The following is an 18650-nucleotide window of genomic DNA, read 5'->3' as shown; positions in this document are numbered from 1 at the left end:
CGGTAGAGTCCGGGACAGAGGCGTTCGAAGGAGCTGTGGTGGCCAAGTACGTTTACGACTTCACCGAGGGCAACAGGAATCTCAAGGATCTTCTGGGCGGTAAGGGTGCGAACCTCGCCGAAATGACCAATCTCGGGCTGCCTGTTCCGCATGGATTCACGATCACCACCGAGGCGTGCCGCCACTACCTGGCGGAAGGCTCCGTACCGAGCGGGCTGGACCAGGAGGTCGCCGAGCACCTCGAGGCCCTCGAAGCGAAGATGGGCAGGAAGCTCGGGCAGGCCGACGACCCGCTGCTCGTGAGCGTGCGTTCGGGGGCGAAGTTCTCCATGCCGGGCATGATGGAGACGGTCCTCAACATCGGGCTGAACGACGAGTCGGTGCACGGCCTGGCCAAGCAGTCGGGCGGCAACGACCGGTTCGCGTGGGACTCCTACCGCAGGCTCATCCAGATGTTCGGCAAGACAGTGCTCGGCCTCGACGGCGACCTGTTCGAGCACGCGCTCGACGAGCTCAAGGGCCGCCGCCAGGACACCGACCTCGACTCGGGCGAGCTGCAGCAGCTCGTGGAGACGTACAAGGGGATCGTGCGCGACCAGACCGGCAAGGACTTCCCCGCCGACCCGCGCGAGCAGATGCGGCTGGCCGTCATGGCCGTCTTCGACTCGTGGAACGCCCCGCGCGCCATCCTCTACCGCCGCCAGGAGCGCATCCCCGCCGACCTCGGCACCGCCGTGAACATCATGGCCATGGTCTTCGGCAACTACGGCAACGACTCCGGCACCGGCGTCGCCTTCACCCGCGACCCTGGCTCGGGCCAGCAGGGCATCTACGGCGACTACCTCCAGAACGCCCAGGGTGAGGACGTGGTGGCCGGCATCCGCAACACGATCCCCCTGGAAGACCTCGAACACCTCGACAAGCAGTCGTACGACGAGCTCGTCGGCATCATGGAGACCCTGGAGAACCACTACAGGGACCTGTGCGACATCGAGTTCACCATCGAGCGCGGCAAGTTGTGGATGTTGCAGACCCGCGTGGGCAAGCGCACGGCGGCGGCGGCCTTCTGCATCGCCACCCAGCTCGTCGACCAGGGCCTCATCACCATGGACGAGGCCGTCACCCGGGTCACCGGCGACCAGCTCGCCCAGCTCATGTTCCCCCGCTTCGACGGCGGCGCGGACAAGAAGAAGATCGCCAGGGGCATGAACGCCTCGCCCGGCGCCGCCGTCGGCAAGGCCGTCTTCTCCTCGGCGCGCGCCGTCGAGCTGGCGGAGCAGGGCGAGGACGTCATCCTCGTCCGCCGCGAGACCAACCCCGACGACCTGGCCGGCATGATCGCCGCCAAGGGCATCCTGACCAGCCGCGGCGGCAAGACCTCACACGCCGCCGTGGTGGCCCGCGGCATGGGCAAGACGTGCGTGTGCGGGGCCGAGGAACTGGAGGTCCACACCGCCGAGCAGCGCTTCGTCGCGCCTGGGGACGTGGTGGTCTCCGAAGGCGACGTCATCTCCATCGACGGCACGACCGGCGAGGTCTTCCTCGGCGAGGTGCCGGTCGTGGACTCGGCCGTGGTCGAGTACTTCGAGGGCGCCACGGAGCCGCAGGACGACCTGGTCAAGGCCGTGGACCGGGTCATGCGCCACGCGGACCGGGCCCGCCGGCTCGGCGTCCGCGCCAACGCCGACACCCCCGAGGACGCGGCCCGCGCCCGCCGCTTCGGCGCGCAGGGCATCGGGCTGTGCCGTACGGAGCACATGTTCCTGGGCGAGCGCCGCCAGCTCGTGGAGGACCTCGTCCTGGCCTCGTCCGATGCCGAACGTCAGGCGGCGCTGGACGCGCTGGAGCCCCTCCAGAAGTCCGACTTCATCGGCATATTCCAGGCCATGAACGGCGCTCCCGTCACGATCCGCCTCATCGACCCGCCCCTGCACGAGTTCCTGCCCGACATCGTCGACCTGTCCGTCAAGGTCGCCACGGGCCAGGCCACGGACAAGGACCGCAAGCTCCTGACGGCGGTCAAGCGCCTGCACGAGCAGAACCCGATGCTCGGCCTGCGCGGCGTCCGCCTCGGCCTGGTCATCCCCGGACTGTTCGCCATGCAGGTCCGCGCCATCGCCCAGGCCGCCGCCGAGGTGCCCGGCGCCAAGCCGGAGATCATGATCCCGCTGGTGGCGGCCGTACAGGAGCTGGAGTCCGTACGCGAGGAGGCCGTCAAGATCCTCGCGGAGGCCGGGGTGGAAGCCCTGATCGGCACCATGATCGAAGTCCCCAGAGCGGCCCTCACGGCCGCCCAGATCGCCGAGGCCGCCGAGTTCTTCTCCTTCGGCACCAACGACCTCACCCAGCTGGCCTGGGGCTTCTCCCGCGACGACGTCGAAGCCGCCTTCTTCTCCCACTACCTCGACGCCGGCATCTTCGGCGTCTCCCCGTTCGAGACCATCGACAGGGAGGGCGTCGGCCGCCTGATGGAGATCGCGGTGCGGGAGGGCCGCTCGGCCAGGCCGGACCTGCACCTGGGCATCTGCGGCGAACACGGCGGCGACCCGGACTCGGTCCGCTTCTGCCACGAGATCGGCCTCGACTACGTCTCCTGCTCGCCCTTCCGCATCCCGGTAGCCAGACTCGAAGCCGGCCGAGCCGCTCTCACACAATCCGACTCCGACACCCGCTGACCCCCGGATCCCATGCACGGGGTGGCTGCTGAAAGGGCCTCGCCTCCGGCTCGGGCTGTGTTCACCGGGGCTCGCGGCTTCGCCACGAGCCCCGGGCGAGGGGGCCTTCCAGCCCCCTCCCGCACCGCGTCGCCGGCCGCCTTGACGGGCCCGGATCGCCCCGGCCGCGCTCCACACCCCGGCGAACCCGCCGCCGATGACCAGAACGTCCTTCATGTCGTGCTCCTTCGAGTCGATGCACGCAGGCACCAGATGGCTGCATGAGCCGGTTCTCGACACGGTCGTCGGCGGCCCCGTCGGCGGCGCCACGCTGGCCGAGGCCCACGGGCTGCCCGGTCCCTACCTGGTCAAGCAGCTGCAGCAGCCGACCAGGGCGGGGCCGCTGGCCTCCGTGCCGGGGCCGCGCGGCGGCTTCCGCCTGGCCAGGCCCATCAGCGAGATCACGCTTCTCGACGTGGTCGAGGCCATCGAGGGCGACGCGCTCCTGTTCCACTGCTCGGAGATCCGCTGCGGCGGCAGGATCGGCGAGCTGGCGCCGCCCCGCGGGGCCGTGCCCGGTCAAGTCGGCGATGCGCCGGGCGGAAGAGGCCCTGCGCGAGGCGCTGGCGGCCCAGACGCTCGCGGACGTCAAGGCGGACATCGACCGTGACCCCGCGACAGGCCGGGCGATCCGGGCGGCCTTCGACTGATCCCCTTCCGCGGGTCCTCCGGTATGCGGCACCCTAGGATGCCATCGGTCGATCGGGAGACCGTGGCGAGCGCGCACCAACCCATCGACCCGAAGGCCTCACCCGGTGCGCGGGCCGTCAGCGGCGCACATCAGGTGGTCCAGCGCGTCATTGACCAGCGCTTCGATCGGGAGGGCGTGCTCGTTCGGCGCCCAGAACGTGGTGAACAGCACCATCCCGCGGCGGCCGTCCTCGGTGAAGCCGCTGTGGGCGGTGTGGCCGGGGGTGTTTCCGGCGTGGCCCCAGTACGGGCCGCAGGGAGATAGGAACCGGGCGATGCCCAGGCCGTAGGAGGCGCCGGGGAAGACGGGGTCCCACTCGGGCGCGGGCACCGTCTCCTTCATCGCGGCGAGCTGTGCGGGCTCCAGGAGCTCGCCCCCCAGCAATGCCTGCCAGAACCGTACGAGGTCGGCCGCCGTGGTGATGAGATCGCCCGCGGCGTCCGCAGGGGTCAGGTTCCAGTCGGTCGTCTCGACCGGCTCGGTGCTGTCGGGGAACTCGGTGTAGCCCTTCGGGTGCGGCTCCGGAAGCCGGGGATCGTCCCCCGGGATGAAGGTGTGGTCGAGTCCGAGGCGACGGAGGATCCGATCCCTCACCACGTGCGCCCGCTCCATCCCGGTGACCTTCTTGATGACCATTCCGAGCAGGATGTAGTTGGTGTTGGAGTAGTTCCAGCGCTGGTCGCCTGGTTCCGGCACCCAGTTGGGCTCGTGCCGCATGGCGATGGCGACGAGTTCCTCCGGTGTGTAGGAGTCGAACCGATGCTCCTGGAAGTCCTTCGCCGACCAGATCGGAACGTCGTACATGTATTCGGGCAGCCCGCTCGTCTGCTGGAGCAGCCGCCTGACAGTGATCCTGGTGCCGTCGTTGCCGTTGCCCCGGACCACCCCCGGAAGCCAGTCCTCGACGAGGTCGTCGAGCGAGAGCAGCCCCTCGCCCACGAGCTGGAGTACGGCGGTTGCGGTGAACGTCTTGCTCGTGCTGCCCATCCGGAAGTAGCTGTCGTAGGCGATCGGCCGATCGGAACCGAGCTCGGCCACGCCGTACCGCGCGGTCAGCAGTTCCCGTCCGGTGTGCGCCGCGGCGAGCAGCCCGGGGACCCCCTTGTCGTGGATGGCCTTCAGGTCGGCCTCCAGGATCGATCGGTCGTACGTCTGCGATGCCGTTGAGTTCGTCATGGACCTGATGCTCGGACCCTGACGCACGGTCAAGGTCAAGGGCGTTGCGCGGATCGAGCGGCCATCAGCCGTCTCAGCCGTGCCCAGGCGGGCGAGGACTCGAAGGAGTTGGAGTTCATCAGGGCGGCCAGGCCCTCCGACGCCTCGTCCTCGCGTGGGTTGCGACGGTCCCAGTCCATGATCGCTTCGGCCAGGTCCGGAAGTCGCGGATCGTCGGCCGGCCAGTCCCACGCCTGGTCCATGGCGAGGTAGAGCCGAACGAGCTCGGGATCCTCCAGGGCGGCGCTCTTGGTGGCCGCCCACGCCAGAACCTGGTCGGGCGCCAGCGCGGTGATCATGATCCAGGAGTCACGCTCGATGCCGTTCATGCGCTCGCTCACCCCGAGAGCCCGCTGCCGGTCGAGGAGCTCGATCACCTCCGGCGGCAGGAACAACCGATCACCGGCGACCAGCTCTGCCAGTTGCGCCCGATGATCCGTCAGGTCGGCGATCTTGGCCGCCATCTGCCGGTCGATCTCCGCGATGGCGGCGGCGAACTCGTCCCGGCCGGCTCTCAGCAGCTGTTCCACCCGCGCGAGCGGCACGCCCGCGGCCACCAGGGTCTTGATCCGGATCAGATCGACGACGGCTCGCGGGCCATAGCGGCGGTACCCCGAGGCGTCGCGCTCGGGCTCGGGCAGCAGGCCACACTGGTGATAATGCCGGACTGCCCGTACGGTCACGCCCACGCGTGCGGCCAGCTGCCCGATGGTAAGCAATCCGGCCCCTCCCGGCACATGCGGCCCCTGGTACGAGCGCTGAGCCTATCGGCCGTCCCGCAGGCGAGGAAGGCCCGCCCGGCGATCAACGGCGACAACCGTCATTTCAGCCGTGCTGGCGGGAATGCCCCCGATGATTCAGTGGCGGATTTCTGTCGCGGAGAAACAGCGGCATAGGCGAGATCAACCTCGGAGGCGGTCGAGAAACTCCTCCAGGATCTTGTTGTAGACCTCAGGCCGTTCCATGTTCGGATAATGAGCGGCCCCCTCGATCGATACCGACCGCCCGTCGGCCACCGCCCGCACGAGCCGTTCCGCCATCCCGATGTGATCGTCGGAATCCTCGTCCCCGTGAATGGCCAGCACGGGCACGCCGATCGACGCGATCCGCTCCCACGCGTCATTCACCATCACCAGATGGTTCGGCTCGCCGGCGGAATGCTTGGACATCGTGCTCCTCGCCATCCGCATCAGCCGGCTCACCACGATCGGATCGAGGTCGCCGAGCGCGCGGCGCGGCCCCACGCCGAGCATCGTGAACGCCTCCACCGACGCGTCCAGATCACCGGCGGCCATCGCCGCGTGCCAGGTCGCCATGGTCTTCGTGGTCCACGGATCCTCGAAGTACGGCAGGCTCGTCCCTGCCCCGGTCACGACCACGGCACTGACCCGCTCCGGATGTTCCAGCGCGGTGTCGACGGCGATCCCGGCCCCCATGGAGACCCCCACCAGGACGGCGGGCCCGATGTCCAGATGGTGTAGCAGGGCGGCGAGGTCGTCGGTGAGCCGGTAGGGCTCGGTGCCGTTGGCGGAGCGGCCGTGGCCGCGGGCGTCGGGGGCGATCACGCGGTAGCGCGACGACAGGACCGGGATCTGGTCCTCCCACATGCCGTGGTCGAGGAAGCCGCCGTGCAGCAGGACGAGGGGACAGCCGGTGCCACGATCAATCCAGAACAGATCTTTCATGACAACCAAGGTGTCATATGGGCTCCAGAATGACAACTTAGGTGTCATCATGGACGGGTGAGAGAGACAGATCCGAGCGCGGTGACCGACCGGCTCACGGAGGTGTTCGACCTGGTGGGGCCGCTGTACCGGCGCGCCCAGCGCAAGGTGGAGCAGGACGCGCCCATCGAGGGGCTGTCGGTCGGAGTGCGAGCCGTGCTCAACATGTTGCGTGAGAACGGCCCCATGACCGTCCCGCAGATGGGCCGGGCCCAGGCGCTGAGCCGGCAGTTCGTCCAGCGCATGACCAACGACGCGGCCGGGCTGGGGCTGGTCGAGTTCGTGGCCAACCCGGCGCACAAGCGGTCATCGCTCATCCGGTTGACGGAAGAAGGGGAAAGGGCCATCGATGCCGTGATCGATCGCGAGCGAGCGGTGCTTCGCCAGATCGGCGGCGATCTGTCCGAGGCCGAGATCGACGCCTGTCTGCGCGTTCTCTCGCACTTGCTCCACCTTCTCGACGATATCGACATGGATTGAGCTCAAGCGCCGGCGCGCTTCGGAATACGCTGACCGACGATCTCGCCGGTTCGTTCATCCCGCCGGACCCATGGCAGTACTGGTCCATGGACGCGAGAATGGTGTTGCGAGCGGTGCCACGTGAGCAGCGGAGCCGTCCGGCGGTGCACGATTTGGCGTCATTGTTGTCCGGCAATACCTGACCGGAGCCGGGCGATCGGACCGGTCCCGTGTTGGACGCGGTTTAGGATGGGCGGCATGCGTTTTGTGGTGACCGATGCGAGAATCACCTATGAAGCGGACCGCGAAGCCGGGGTTGCCGAGATGGCCATGGGTGTGCTCCTGACTTTCGAGCTGAGTGGATTCGACGGCGCCCTGATCGTGCTCGCAGCGATCGACGACATACTGTCCGGCCGGTCAGCCCGAGAGGTTCATGAGTTCGGCCCCTACCGCGTGGACATCTCCCGCGAGGGCGTTGTTTTCACCAGGACCTTCGGGAAGGAGACCGAGGAGCAGGTGCGCCCTGTGTCGGTGCTTAAGGAGGCCGCGGAGAGATATTGGGAGCTTCTCCTCGCCCACCGCAATCATCGCCGGCCCGGCGTCACGTATTTCTACCGTCCCGACCTGCCCTTGGCCTGGGCGGAGCTGCTGTCGTGGGAGGAGGGTGCCAAGCGGGCGCACCCGTACCGAGGCAGGCTCGGCATCCCTGCCGTAGGGCCTGTTTGAGCCGGCGTTCAGTCGAACCAGACGACCAGACGGACGCCATCGGCCCCGAACCGTCGTGCCAAGGCCCGCATCACCCCGAAGACGTACTGCCATTCGGTGCCCGGTCCCAGCACATCCAGCCGTGTCAGTGGGCCGTGCTCGGGCACCGCCACGGTCATATCGAGGTCACGAAGCTCCGCCCAGGAAACCCACGTACAGCCGCGTACGGCTGCATCGATCAGCGCGGAGTTCTCATAATCGGCACGGACCATTTCCGACGCGTCGGCCGGTAATCCACGGCCGGCCGCGACAGGAGGCCAGCCGCGCCGGTTGCGAACACCGAAGAGGCAGCCGAACGATTCGTAATCCTGGTCGTCATAGAGCGGATAGAGAGGCATGCACACCGTCCATGCCTCGCCTTCGTGCCAGTCCTCGCCGGCGTGCGGGTGGCGAGTTTCGATGAAGCCGTAGATGTCGGTGCTCACGCCGACAGGGTAGACGGCCCCGGAGTGCGGACGTCGTCCGGCCCGGCCGATCGGAATGCCGGCCCGCTCTCGTGTCCGAGCATGGAACAAATGTATATCAATTTGTCCATCGACCTTATCCACAAGCATGATCGGTCATTTTCGTGCGGCCGGGCATTTCCCGCCGAAGTGTCCATGTGGCCGAATGGTGGTGACGGCGACACTTCGCTTCACCAGACCCTCAGAAGGGAACCCTGTGGACGTTCTCGCTGCGGTATCCGGCAATGTCACCGCCATCGGCTACGGCCTCGCCGCCATCGGCCCCGGCATCGGCGTCGGAATCATCTTCGGCCAAGGAGTTCAGGCCATCGCCCGCCAGCCGGAAGCGTACCCCCTGATCCGTCAGAACATGCTTCTCGGTTTCGTTCTCACCGAGGCGCTGGCTCTCATCGGGCTGGTCGCGCCTTTCCTTTTCCGGACCATCACCTAGTCTCGGGGTTCGTCATTCCAATCAGGCAGCGTCACCGTGCCCGATTCCCAATCGCGCCGCAGTATCGCGTAGCCCGCGGAGTCGTACACGGTGCCGTCCGGGGCCGGCCACGCCTCGCGGTAATGCGACTCCTTGACATATCCGCACTTGCGGAAGACGGCCCGCATGGTGTGGTTGTCCTGCCGCGTATTGCCCTCGATGCGCCTGATCCCCGGGAATTCCGTGAAGAGATAGGAGGTGAGCCAGTTGAGGGCCGCCGTTCCCAGGCCGCGCCCGCGCCAGGCCTTGCGGATCCGGAGGTCGAACATGGGGGTGGAGTCGGCGAGGTCCTGCAGGCGTACCAGCCCGGCCCGTTCCCCGTCCGCCAGCAGCCAGAACGTCCGGCTCTCCGCGTCGTCGTAGAGCCCTTCGGCGGCCCGCTGCCTGATGGCCGGCGCCTCCTGGACCGTCGAGTGGAAGGGCCAGTCCTCGCCGGTCAGGAAGTCGACCAGCGCTTCCGTCTCGTCGGGGGAGAAACGTGAGAATTCAATGTGCACGCGGCAGATCGTTCCGGGAGCGTGCGCACGCCGTCAAATGGTTTAGGGCCTGTATGGGCGGATATCGCTGGATGCCGGGATGCGTGAAGCTTGTCCCCGCATGGGATGCTCTGCGCCATGCGGATGAGAAACGGCAACCTTGAGGACGTTGTCCCTATCGTTGAGCTGCACGTGGACAGCTGGCGTTCGGCATATGCGGGGATCATGCCCGGCAGCTTCCTGAACGGACCCCTGACCGACGATCGGCTGGCGCTGTGGCGGGAACGGCTGGCTTCGCCGGTGCGGGGGTCGGGGCTGATCGTCGCGCACGACGACGACGGGAAACTGCTCGGCTTCGTCTACCTGCTTCCGGCTCCCGATGGGCGGATCCTGCTCGACAACCTCCATGTGCGCCCGGGGAGCACCGGCTCGGGCGTCGGAACGCGACTGCTGCGGCGAGGGCTGGCGTGGGCGGCGGACGAGCACCCCGGCAGGGAGGTCTATCTGGAGGTGCTGAGCGCGAACACGCGCGCCATCGCCTTCTACGAACGGCACGGCGCCCGCCGCACGGACGAGCGGATGTGCCGTTTCCAGCAGGGTTTCGAACTGCCCGAGTTCGAGTACGCCTGGCCGATGAACTGATCGGCCGGCCGCGCGGGCAGGCACGGTCGTCGCAGGCGTGATCGAGGACCATGAGTGACTCAGACCGGGATCCAGTTGCCGTGGAAGCCGGTGGGGATGCGCACCGGTACGTGTACCTCGGCGAGTGGGGGCGCGGCCAGGTCGGCGGCGTCCAGGATGGCCAGGTAGCTCGTACCGGCGCCTCGGTCGTGGGCGAACGTCATCAGGTAACCCTCGTTCTCACCGATGCCGGACCGGGGCACGAAGACGGCTTCTCCGCAGGTGTGGCCCGGGGGTAGGCGGTGCACCGCTCGTGCGCCGCCGGTGAGGTCGTGGGCGTAGATCTCCGACCGCTCGGGCTCGGCGTCCAGGGAGAAGCTCGTCGTGTAGCCGTAACGGTGGGGAAGGCCGAGCGTCGAGTCGGCCACGCGGGGGTATTCGCTGGGCGCGTCGTCGAGTGGCTCCTCGGAGACCGCGCCGGACCTCAGGTTCAGCGTCCAGCGGTACACGACGGGGAGCCCGCCCTCCAGGTCGCCGGCGCCGCCGCGCCAGAGCGTGGGGACGCGGGTGCCGGTGACGGTGATCGTTTCGCCCTGTGGGTCCTGGAAGGCGTTCATGGTGTGCCACACGTAGCACGGGGCGACGTCGAACCATCGTACGGGCGCGTCGTCGCCGGACGTGCGCGACAGCACGCCGAACCGGGCGCGGTGCGCGTCGTCCCAGCGCCACGGCGGCCCGCCCGCCGCGGCCCGGGCGGGGTCGAAGACCACCGGCAGGTCCATGAAGATCATGTAATCGCGGGTGATGGCGAAGTCGTGCATCATCGTCGCGCGCGGCACGTCCACGACCCGCGTCTGCACCACCTCGCCGGCGGCAGAGGCGCGGTAGCAGGTCAGGTACGGAGGGCGCAGCCGGTAGCCGAAGAACAGCAGCTCGCCCGTGATCGGGCAGGTCTTCGGGTGCGCGGTCATCGGGGTCCGCAGGGCTCCGTCGAAGGTGTGCGCCCCGATCGTGGCGAGGTCCGGCGTCACCTCGTACGGGAAGCCGCCCTCCTCCAGCGCGAACAGCCGGCCCCCGTGCGCGATCAGGTGGGTGTTGGCAGTGGTGACCCGGTAGTCGATCCGGCGGGTCTCCTGGTCGAAGGCGAGGGCGAGACGGGACTCGCCGGGGTGCTCGTACAGCGGCGTGCGCACGTACCGGTTGCGGTACCAGCGCGCCCTGCCGCCGTCGAGCGCGATGGTGTGGATCATGCCGTCGCCCGCGAAGGAGTGCGGCGACCAGCCGGTACGCGGGTTGGGCCCGTTGCGGAAGAACTGCCCGCTCAGCTCGGCCGGGATCTCGCCGACGACCTTGGACGGCTCCAGGGTCACCTCCTCGGCGACCGGCGCGTTGTTGCCCGCGAGATGCAGCGGCACCGATTCGGACATGCTGGAACTCCTGCCGGCAGGTGGTGAGGATGCCGACAACCGTGCACGAAAAAATCGCCGGACAACAGTCTTGTTCTTCCCGCCCGCCTCAGCCGCCCGGAAAGAGCGCAGGTGAGAGCCACCTCAGAAGACCCTGCGCGGCCCCCAACGAGGGCGCTTGACAGGCAGCCATCTGGCTGCCTAATTTAAAGGCAGCCAGATGGCTGCATATCGATGGGTGGCGAGCAGGGTAGTGAGGGCGGACATGGACGAGGTGTTCAAGGCGCTGGCCGATCCGAGCCGGCGCGCGCTGCTCGACTCGCTGAACGCCCGCAACGGGCAGACGCTGCGCGAGCTGTGCGCCGGGCTCGACATGGCCAGGCAGTCCGTCAGCAAGCACCTCGCGGTGCTGGAGGAAGCCGGGCTCGTCACCACCGTGCGGCGGGGCCGGGAGAAGCTGCACTACCTCAACGCCGCGCCCGTGCACGAGATCGCCCACCGGTGGATCAGCCGCTACGACCGGGCCAGGGTCCAAGCCCTGGCCGACCTGAAGAACGCTCTGGAGGAGACCCCGATGGACGACGCGCCGACCTTCGTCTACACCACCTACATCCGCACCACCCCGCAGAAGCTCTGGCAGGCGCTGACCGAGCCCGCCTTCACCCGGCGCTACTGGGCCACGGAGTTCATCACGGACTGGTCCGCCGGATCGTCGATGACCTGGGACAACCACGGTGTGCTGATCAGCGACCCGGAGCAGGTCGTGCTGGAGGCCGAGCCCTACAGCCGGCTCTCCTACACCTGGCACGCCGTCACCCCGGAGCTCGCCAAGCGCTTCGGCTGGGACGACGAGCTGCTCGCCCGGCTGTCCGGCGAGTCCCGCTCGAAGGTCACCTTCACGATCGAGGAGGCGGAGGCCGCCCAGGTCGTGAAGCTCACCGTCGTCCACGACGGCTTCGAGCCGGGATCGAGCCTGGCCGAGATGGTCAGCCACGGCTGGCCGAGCGTGGTGTCGAGCCTGAAGTCGCTGCTGGAGACGGGCGAACCGCTGCCGGACGACGCGTGAGCGCGAGCTCGGAGAACCGGCGCCGGACGACGCCTGACCCGAGCCCGGCGAACCGCCGCCGGACGACGGTGCGGCCCGCCGCCCCGCGAGCGGGCGGGGCGGCGGGCCGGGAAGGGGAGGTCAGCTCACGGTGACGGTGTGCCGGAGGTTGTTGAAGCCGGTGGCCGGCTCCCAGGTGCCCTCGTTGGCGAGGCGGATCGAGTACTCGGGCCGGGCCGACAGCAGCGGGTCGGGCAGGTTGAGCAGCAGCGCGTAGGAGCCTGCGGGGAGGGAGGCGGGCAGGGTGACGGTCTGGGTGATCGTGCTGGTGGCCCCGGCCGCCCACCTGCGGGGATCGGCGGTGAGCGGGAAGCGGTGCAGCGCCCCGGTCGAGGTGTTGCGGAGGATCAGCTGCAGGCCGCGCGGGTTGAACGGGGCGGCGTAGCCGTCGTTCTCCAGCGTGATGCTGATCGGCAGGCCGCCGCCGCGTGAGGCGGTGCTCGGGTACGTGCCGGTCTGCAGGGCGAAGCGGTAGCCGAGGCTGCGGGTGATCTCGGCGAGGCAGCCGCCGGTGCTCCAGCTTCCCAGGACGCCGGTGTGGTAGTCGGTGTTCAGGTACGACCAGTGGAAGCGCGACAGCTCGTCCTTGGCCGTCGGGCAGTCGGAACGCGGCGGGTTGGGGTTACAGGTCTCCCCGCCCATGGCCACGTACCTCGTCTCCGCCTCCAGGTACGGGTATTCGACGGCCGCGTTCTCGTAGGTGCCGTAGTCGTCCGGGCTGGCCAGGAAGCAGTCGTTGTGGTGCCCGAGCCGGGCCACGGCCGAGCCGCCGTACGCCTGGCCGGAGGTGACCGGGGTGGTCGTGTACATCGTGCGCTTGAACTTGGGCGTGCGCAGCTGCACCATCCGCGTCGAGGGCAGGGTGCTGAGCAGCTTGTCCACGACGGCCTTGCGGTTGGCCCAGTCCGCGGCCGTGACCGTGCCGGCGTTGCCGAAGTTCTGGGTGTAGTACCACTCGCCCCACGCCCCGATGAACCCGGCCTGCATGAGGTAGATGACGTCCTGGTTCGCGTTCAGGTACGGCCTGAGCTGGTCGAGGTGGGCCAGCACGCGGTCCCTGGCGGCGTCGGCGCCGTCGGTGGAGGTGGTGTAGGCGAAGCGCAGGACCATCTTCAGCCCCGCCGCGCGTACGGTGTCGAGCTGCTGCTGCAACTGGTCGAGCGCGGCCTGGCTGATCGCGGTGGTCCTGAACTCGGCGAGGTAGAACACGCACATCACCAGCGAGATGTGCTGGCTGGTGCGGTAGGTCTGCAGGGTGGCGAGGGAGAAGTCGTTCTTGTCGCAGTCGCCGGTGTGGTGGTAGAGGCCGCGCTCGGGGTTGGCGAAGTCGGCGGTCGTGGGGGTGTACGTGACCGTGCCGCCGCCTCCGCCGCCACCGGAGTAAACGTGCGTGTACTTGGCGGAGGTCTCCAGCGGGGACTCGACCTGGAAGACGAGGTCGGCGTCGTTCGGCGTGGCGCTCTCGCCGAGGTCCGCGCGCGACACCGTCCACCTGGCCGTGCCGCCCGAGGCCGTGTACGTCACCGGGCCCACGAGCGTCCAGCTCCAGCCGCCGCCGTTGTGGCGGTACAGGGAGGCGTTCTCGAGTAAGAAGTCGGCGCCGGCGCCGCCCTGGGCGAAGCCGGTCGCGGGGTTGCGGTCGGTGTCGACGTAGGTGCGGGCGTAGGCGGGGCTGCCGGTGAACGTGAACTGGTACGTCACGGTGGTGGCCGTGTTCGTGGCCGACTGGCCGGTGATGGCGGCCAGGGCGGCCGGCGGCGCGACGAGGACGGACGCGCAGAGGAAGGCGAGGAGGGCGAGGCTGCGTACGAGCTTGCGCATGGGGCTCCTAGGCAAGGCCGGCGGGGGATGTCGGACTTGCGACTAATCATGGAGTCCATGCAAATTAAGTCAAGGGGTTCCGGGCAATTGGGCCAGTGAATGAGGTGTCTCGCCCGAGTAGTAATGAGGGACTCCACAGTAATATGCGATGGTCAGGATTCCCTGCCGGCAGCATGGCAAGAATCTCCGCGCGGCTCCGACCACTTCCCGGAAGGGGCGCCCGGCCCGGGCGTCACCTCAGACCGAGGAGAGAATATGTCGCAGCTGTTGAGGGTGCACTGCTTCAACGTGTCGCGGGACGGGTTCGGCGCCGGTGAGGGGCAGAGCCTGGAGCGCCCGTTCGGGCACGCGGACGCCGCCCCGCTCTGGTCCTGGGCGGGCGCCACCGCCAGCTGGGTGAACCGTACCGACCCCGGCGGCACCCGGGGCCTGGACGACTACATGACGCGCGACCACACCCGCAACATCGGCGCCGAGATCATGGGACGCAACAAGTTCGGCCCGCAGCGCGGCCCGTGGGAGAACCACGATTGGCAGGGCTGGTGGGGCGACACCCCGCCGTTCCGCACGCCGGTCTTCGTGCTCACCCACCACGTACGCCCGTCGTTCACCCTGGCCGACACCACCTTCCACTTCCTCGACGCCACCCCGGCCGAGGCGCTGGCCCGGGCCAAGGAGGCGGCCGGCGGCAGGGACGTGCGCCTCGGCGGCGGGGTCGCCACCGTCCGCGAGTTCCTCGAGGCCGACCTGGTCGACACGATGCACATCGCCGTCGCGCCCGTCGACCTCGGACGGGGCGAACGGCTGTGGGAGAGCCACACCGACCTGCTCGACCGCTTCCACCTGGACACCGTGCCGAGCCCCAGCGGAATCACCCACCTCCTCTTCTGGAGGCGCTGACGAGACGGCAATGGCGGCGACGAGACGGTGACGGCGGTGATGAGGCGGCCGTCACGGCCTGTGCGGCTCGTCCTCGGCCCCCGCCACCACCAGCCGCACGGCCCGCCCGCTCCCGCCGACGATCACCGCCCCGGGTGCCGCCTGCGCGCTCCACGGCCCCGGGGCGGCGGACGGCGCGAGCAGCCGGTCGTACGGCCCCCGCTCCGGGCATCCGCCCGCGCAGTCACCCGTGACGAGGTGCGGGCGGACCCCGGCGGCGACCAGGTTGCGCCGGGCCGCCTCCGCCACCCCGGCGTCGTCCTCGACCGACGTCACGCGCCCCGACTCGCCCGCCAGCCGGCACAGCAGCGCCGTGACCCACCCGCTGCCCGTCCCCACCTCCAGCACCCGGTGGCCGGGGCGGAGGTCGAGCAGCTCCAGCACGTCGACGACGGAGCTGGGGGAGGGGTTGACGCAGGTGTACGAGGTGCCGCCCGCGACCAGCGGCGTGGCGATCGGCCGGTCGGAGTAGACGGCGTCCCACCACGCGGGCGGGTCGAGGTCGCGATCGATCGGCGCGGCCCCGCCGTCACCGTCGAGCACCAGGCCGAGCGAGGGGACGAACCAGTGGCGGGGCACCTTCCGGAGCGCCTGGGCGATCGCGCCGGGGGCGGGCGGGCGCCGCTCGGCGATGCCGGCGATCATCGCCTCCACGCGCCAGGCCAGGTGGGGGAGCATCGTCGAGCCTCGCTGGGGTCCGCCGTCGTACCTGCTCACAGCGCCTCCTTCAGCCGGTGAGAATGCTAAGGGTGACCGTACGGTCACGAAGCGCAGTGTGGCAAGGTCGTCCGGGAAACTCGACCGAGCCGTGATCAGGCGGGGGACGTGCCGGACGGCCTGCGGTGGCGCTTGGCGGCGCGGGCGTGCGCGTCGCGCAGGATCGCCTGGGCGCGCCCGGCGTCCGCGGGGTTCAGGATGGAGATCCACGACTGGGTGGCGTACAGCGGATGCGGGATGACCTGGTCGAACACCGTGTAGTCGACACCCGCGCGGTGCTCGGCGGGCGAGTGCCCGACCAGCCGCTCGAACGCGACCCGGCCGACCGCCACGTTCAGCCGGAAGACCCCCGGCCGGTCGAGGCCGGAGGCGGTGTCGAACCCCGGGTAGTCCTTGGTCACGATCGTCGCGTACGGCAGGCGGCCGTCGGCCGGGATGGCGTCCAGGCCGTCAGGATCGTAGAAGAAGAACGAGTCCCCCCACGCCACCTCGGGCGACCCGTCGCCGGGCCCGGCGGTGAACACGACCGTCCCTGGCAGGCCGCGCACGAACTCGATGATGTCGTCCTCTGTCACGTCGAGGCTCCTTTCACTCCCTTCAATCGTCTCACTGCACCGCCCAGTGAGACTTTGAGCGAGATCTGCGCGAAAGAGGTGCGGAAAAGTCTCAAAGCGCGTTCGGGCCGGGCATGCTGGATCACATGTCAGAGACACCTCTCCCCGGCGGTTTCGTCAACGCCGTCATCCGCGTCGGAGACACCGTCCGCCGCGTCCCCGGCCCGCGGGCCGCGTACGTGCACGAGCTGCTGCGCCTGTTCGAGCGGCACGGCTGGGCGGGCGCGCCGCGCTACCTCGGCCTCGACGAGCAGGGCCGCGAGATCCTCGGCTTCGTGGACGGACACGTGGCGTGGGAGGAGACCCAGCCGGACGGCGTCACGTCGGACGAGAGCCTGGCGCGGGTGGCGGGGCTCGTCCGCGAGTTCCACGACCTCACGGCGGGCACGCCGCAGGCGGAGGGCGGCGAGGTCGTCTGCCACAACGACCTCTCACCGAAGAACACCGTCTACCGTGACGGCGGCGCGGGGCTGCGGCCCGTGGCGTTCATCGACTGGGACATAGCCGGGCCGGGCAGGCGGATCCACGACGTGGCGCACGTCTGCTGGCAGTACGCCGGCCTGGGGCCGGGCGCGGAGCCGGGGGAGGCGGCGCGGCGGGTGCGGGTGATCTGCGACGGCTACGGGCTGGCGGAGCGCGGCGAGGTGGTGGACACCGTGCTGTGGTGGCAGGACCGGTGCCGGCGCGGCATCGAGGCGGACGCCGAGGCCGGGATGGCGCACGCGGTCAGGCTGCGCGCGGACGGCGTCGTGGAGCAGGTCGGGGCCGCCCACGACTGGGTCGCGGAACACCGCGACGTGCTGGAACGAAACCTCTGAAAACAGTGCTGGATCGAAGCTGCTGAGCCCGTGCTGGAACGAAGCCTCCGACTTGGCGGCTATCCCAGCGCGGCCGGGCTGGGCTCCTCCAGCGGCACGTAGTCGTGGCGCATGCCGTGATCGCCCAGCCACTGCCGCAACCCCGCCACCGCCGCGGGGTTGGCCGCCACCTGAGCCGCGTACTCCGACAGGGCCACCTCCTCCCCGTCGTCGAACAGCAGCCGCGCGGGCCCGGACCACGACAGCGTCCACCTGGCCTCGCCGAGCTGGATCAGCACCGCCTCCAGCGCCTGCCCCAGCACCCCGGCCAGCAGCGTGGGCGACGGGTTCCAGCCCTGCTCCAGCAGCTTGGCCTCCAGCTCGGCCTGCCGCCCCCGCGCGATGGCCTCGAACGCCGCGTCCAGGTACGGCCGCGCCGCCCCCATCACCTGCTGCCCGGCCACGGCCAGGTCGCGTACGGCGTCGGCGTTGCGGCCCGCGTACATGGCCTGCGAGATCAGCTCCTCCCACGACACCGGCCGCAGCGCGGTCAGGGCCTCCTGGCTCCACATCGACTGCTCCACCGCCTGCACCGCCACGTTGGCGTCCACGAGCAGCGTCAGGGCCGAGCGCGGGTCCGGCACGTGCTGCGGCTCCGGCAGGCGCTCGACGGCGGCCAGCCGCTCGCTCAGGCTTGGGTGCGAGTCGTACGGGGAGACCTCCTCGGGCTGCTCGCCCAGCTTGGCGATCTCGGCCTGGCGTTCGGGGTCGCTCATGAGGGCGTGGAAGCCGCCGAACACGGACGCGGGCCTGGCGCCTCCCCGGCCGGCCAGGGACAGGTAGTTGTTGACGTACAGGTCCCAGCCGGTGGCGGTGGCGTGGATCTTGCGCAGCGCGCCCGCCATCGCCTGCCGGCCGCCGATGGCGACCGCGAGCTGGTCGGCCTCCAGCTCCTGCCGCCGCGAGACGGCCTGCGAGACGCGCAGGTAGAGCTTGGCGTACCAGGTGAACAGGCGCTGGACGAACGGGTGGTTGTGCAGGCCGCGCACGGTGGCGATGAGCGAGACCCGGCCCCGGTAGACCGGCGCGCCCAGGCGGGTGTGGGCGCCGCTGTAGTGGCCGAGCTCGTGCCCGAGCACCGCGCGCATCTCGTCCACGGTGAGCGTCTGGAGCAGCGGCAGCCCGATGAACATGCGCCGCCTCGTCGCCCGCAGCCCCAGCAGGCGGGTGTCCTCGGACACGGCCGCGTTCACCTCCGCGACCAGGCGGATCTCGTCCGGGGGCGCGGTGCGTACGCGCTGTGAGAGCTCCTCGACTGTCTGCCACAGCACCGGCTCGTGCTCGCGCCCGACCGGCACTCCCGGCTGCTCGCCGACGCGGCGGCGGCTGACCATGACCAGCGCGCGGACCAGCGCGCCCGCCGCCAGGGTGAGCACGATCGCGAACTTGACCGTGTTGGCGTGGAAGTCGACGACGAGCATGACGTCGATGAAGACCGCGGCCGCCAGGATGAGGCCGACCAGCACGTAGAAGCCGGCGAGCAGGGTAAAGGCCAGCACTGCTCGGAACGCTGTCGTCATGGGGGAGGGCTCCCGGGGAAGGGTTTCTCGCGAGGCTTGACACTAGCGGAGACCTGAAACTGGATAAAATCAC

Annotated in this window: 19 protein-coding genes; 9 read left to right on the top strand and 10 right to left on the bottom strand. The window is 69.6% G+C overall.

Translation table 11 applies throughout. From position 1 onward, the window contains the following. Positions 1–38 precede the first annotated feature (38 nt). Together ppdK and HD593_RS44710 are read left to right on the top strand one after the other, a co-directional pair. Positions 39–2675, top strand: a complete 2637-nt coding sequence (gene ppdK, locus HD593_RS44715) for a pyruvate, phosphate dikinase (protein WP_185108957.1) — start codon at positions 39–41, stop codon at positions 2673–2675. A 196-nt stretch (positions 2676–2871) separates the two neighbouring features. After that, a complete protein-coding gene (locus HD593_RS44710; protein WP_185108955.1) occupies positions 2872–3324 on the top strand; it encodes an Rrf2 family transcriptional regulator in 453 nt (150 codons plus the stop codon). 138 nt (positions 3325–3462) lie between these two features. Here HD593_RS44710 and HD593_RS44705 read toward each other — a convergent pair whose 3' ends face one another. From HD593_RS44705 to HD593_RS44695, 3 genes are all read right to left on the bottom strand, one after another. After that, positions 3463–4581: a serine hydrolase domain-containing protein gene (locus HD593_RS44705; RefSeq protein WP_185108954.1), complete on the bottom strand. Its 1119-nt coding sequence runs from the start codon at positions 4579–4581 to the stop codon at positions 3463–3465. Between the two features lie 35 nt (positions 4582–4616). Further along, entirely contained in the window at positions 4617–5339 is a 723-nt protein-coding gene (locus HD593_RS44700; protein ID WP_185108952.1) for a helix-turn-helix domain-containing protein, read from the bottom strand. A 183-nt stretch (positions 5340–5522) separates the two neighbouring features. Next, the gene (locus HD593_RS44695; protein WP_185108950.1) at positions 5523–6305 is read right to left on the bottom strand and encodes an alpha/beta fold hydrolase; all 783 of its coding nucleotides are present in this window, start codon (positions 6303–6305) and stop codon (positions 5523–5525) included. A gap of 81 nt (positions 6306–6386) precedes the next feature. On the opposite strand from HD593_RS44695, the gene HD593_RS44690 reads away from it, so the two are divergent. Next, complete coding sequence (locus HD593_RS44690; protein WP_312904159.1) at positions 6387–6824, top strand: MarR family winged helix-turn-helix transcriptional regulator; 438 nt, start codon at positions 6387–6389, stop codon at positions 6822–6824. A 237-nt stretch (positions 6825–7061) separates the two neighbouring features. Continuing rightward, positions 7062–7529 (top strand): hypothetical protein, encoded by a 468-nt coding sequence (locus tag HD593_RS44685; RefSeq protein WP_185112784.1) that lies wholly within the window; start codon positions 7062–7064, stop codon positions 7527–7529. 8 nt (positions 7530–7537) lie between these two features. Here HD593_RS44685 and HD593_RS44680 read toward each other — a convergent pair whose 3' ends face one another. Further along, entirely contained in the window at positions 7538–7993 is a 456-nt protein-coding gene (locus HD593_RS44680; RefSeq protein ID WP_185108946.1) for a hypothetical protein, read from the bottom strand. 235 nt (positions 7994–8228) lie between these two features. On the opposite strand from HD593_RS44680, the gene atpE reads away from it, so the two are divergent. Next, a complete protein-coding gene (atpE, locus tag HD593_RS44675) occupies positions 8229–8462 on the top strand; it encodes an ATP synthase F0 subunit C (RefSeq protein ID WP_312904157.1) in 234 nt (77 codons plus the stop codon). Here the strand turns inward: atpE and HD593_RS44670 are convergent. Continuing rightward, positions 8459–8998, bottom strand: a complete 540-nt coding sequence (locus HD593_RS44670) for a GNAT family N-acetyltransferase (protein ID WP_185108942.1) — start codon at positions 8996–8998, stop codon at positions 8459–8461. The two genes, atpE and HD593_RS44670, sit on opposite strands and share 4 nt — an antisense overlap. 204 nt (positions 8999–9202) lie before the next feature. Between HD593_RS44670 and HD593_RS44665 the strand changes: the two genes are divergently transcribed. Further along, positions 9203–9619 carry a GNAT family N-acetyltransferase gene (locus tag HD593_RS44665; protein WP_221525304.1) on the top strand — a complete coding sequence of 139 codons (417 nt, stop codon included), beginning with the start codon at positions 9203–9205 and terminating at the stop codon, positions 9617–9619. Between the two features lie 59 nt (positions 9620–9678). Here HD593_RS44665 and HD593_RS44660 read toward each other — a convergent pair whose 3' ends face one another. Beyond that, complete coding sequence (locus tag HD593_RS44660) at positions 9679–11025, bottom strand: carotenoid oxygenase family protein (RefSeq protein ID WP_185108938.1); 1347 nt, start codon at positions 11023–11025, stop codon at positions 9679–9681. Positions 11026–11269: 244 nt separating this feature from the next. Here HD593_RS44660 and HD593_RS44655 point away from each other — a divergent pair, with 244 nt between their 5' ends. After that, entirely contained in the window at positions 11270–12070 is an 801-nt protein-coding gene (locus tag HD593_RS44655) for an ArsR/SmtB family transcription factor (protein WP_185108936.1), read from the top strand. Between the two features lie 120 nt (positions 12071–12190). On the opposite strand, the gene HD593_RS44650 is transcribed toward HD593_RS44655, so the two are convergent. Next, a complete protein-coding gene (locus tag HD593_RS44650) occupies positions 12191–13930 on the bottom strand; it encodes a DUF4832 domain-containing protein (RefSeq protein WP_185108934.1) in 1740 nt (579 codons plus the stop codon). Positions 13931–14185: 255 nt separating this feature from the next. Here HD593_RS44650 and HD593_RS44645 point away from each other — a divergent pair, with 255 nt between their 5' ends. Beyond that, the gene (locus HD593_RS44645; RefSeq protein ID WP_185108932.1) at positions 14186–14830 is read left to right on the top strand and encodes a dihydrofolate reductase family protein; all 645 of its coding nucleotides are present in this window, start codon (positions 14186–14188) and stop codon (positions 14828–14830) included. A gap of 51 nt (positions 14831–14881) precedes the next feature. Here HD593_RS44645 and HD593_RS44640 read toward each other — a convergent pair whose 3' ends face one another. Further along, positions 14882–15586: a protein-L-isoaspartate O-methyltransferase family protein gene (locus HD593_RS44640; RefSeq protein WP_185108930.1), complete on the bottom strand. Its 705-nt coding sequence runs from the start codon at positions 15584–15586 to the stop codon at positions 14882–14884. Positions 15587–15681: 95 nt separating this feature from the next. Then, positions 15682–16161, bottom strand: a complete 480-nt coding sequence (locus HD593_RS44635) for a DUF6194 family protein (RefSeq protein ID WP_185108928.1) — start codon at positions 16159–16161, stop codon at positions 15682–15684. 125 nt (positions 16162–16286) lie between these two features. Between HD593_RS44635 and HD593_RS44630 the strand changes: the two genes are divergently transcribed. Next, positions 16287–17018 carry a phosphotransferase gene (locus HD593_RS44630; protein ID WP_185108926.1) on the top strand — a complete coding sequence of 244 codons (732 nt, stop codon included), beginning with the start codon at positions 16287–16289 and terminating at the stop codon, positions 17016–17018. A 59-nt stretch (positions 17019–17077) separates the two neighbouring features. Here HD593_RS44630 and HD593_RS44625 read toward each other — a convergent pair whose 3' ends face one another. Further along, positions 17078–18577 carry a M48 family metallopeptidase gene (locus HD593_RS44625; RefSeq protein WP_185108924.1) on the bottom strand — a complete coding sequence of 500 codons (1500 nt, stop codon included), beginning with the start codon at positions 18575–18577 and terminating at the stop codon, positions 17078–17080. Positions 18578–18650: the final 73 nt, after the last annotated feature.

This window comes from Nonomuraea rubra, from assembly GCF_014207985.1.
Taxonomy (GTDB): Bacteria; Actinomycetota; Actinomycetes; order Streptosporangiales; family Streptosporangiaceae; genus Nonomuraea; species Nonomuraea rubra.
Note: the sequence above shows the minus strand (reverse complement) of the source record. Positions and strands in the feature narration are given on the sequence as shown.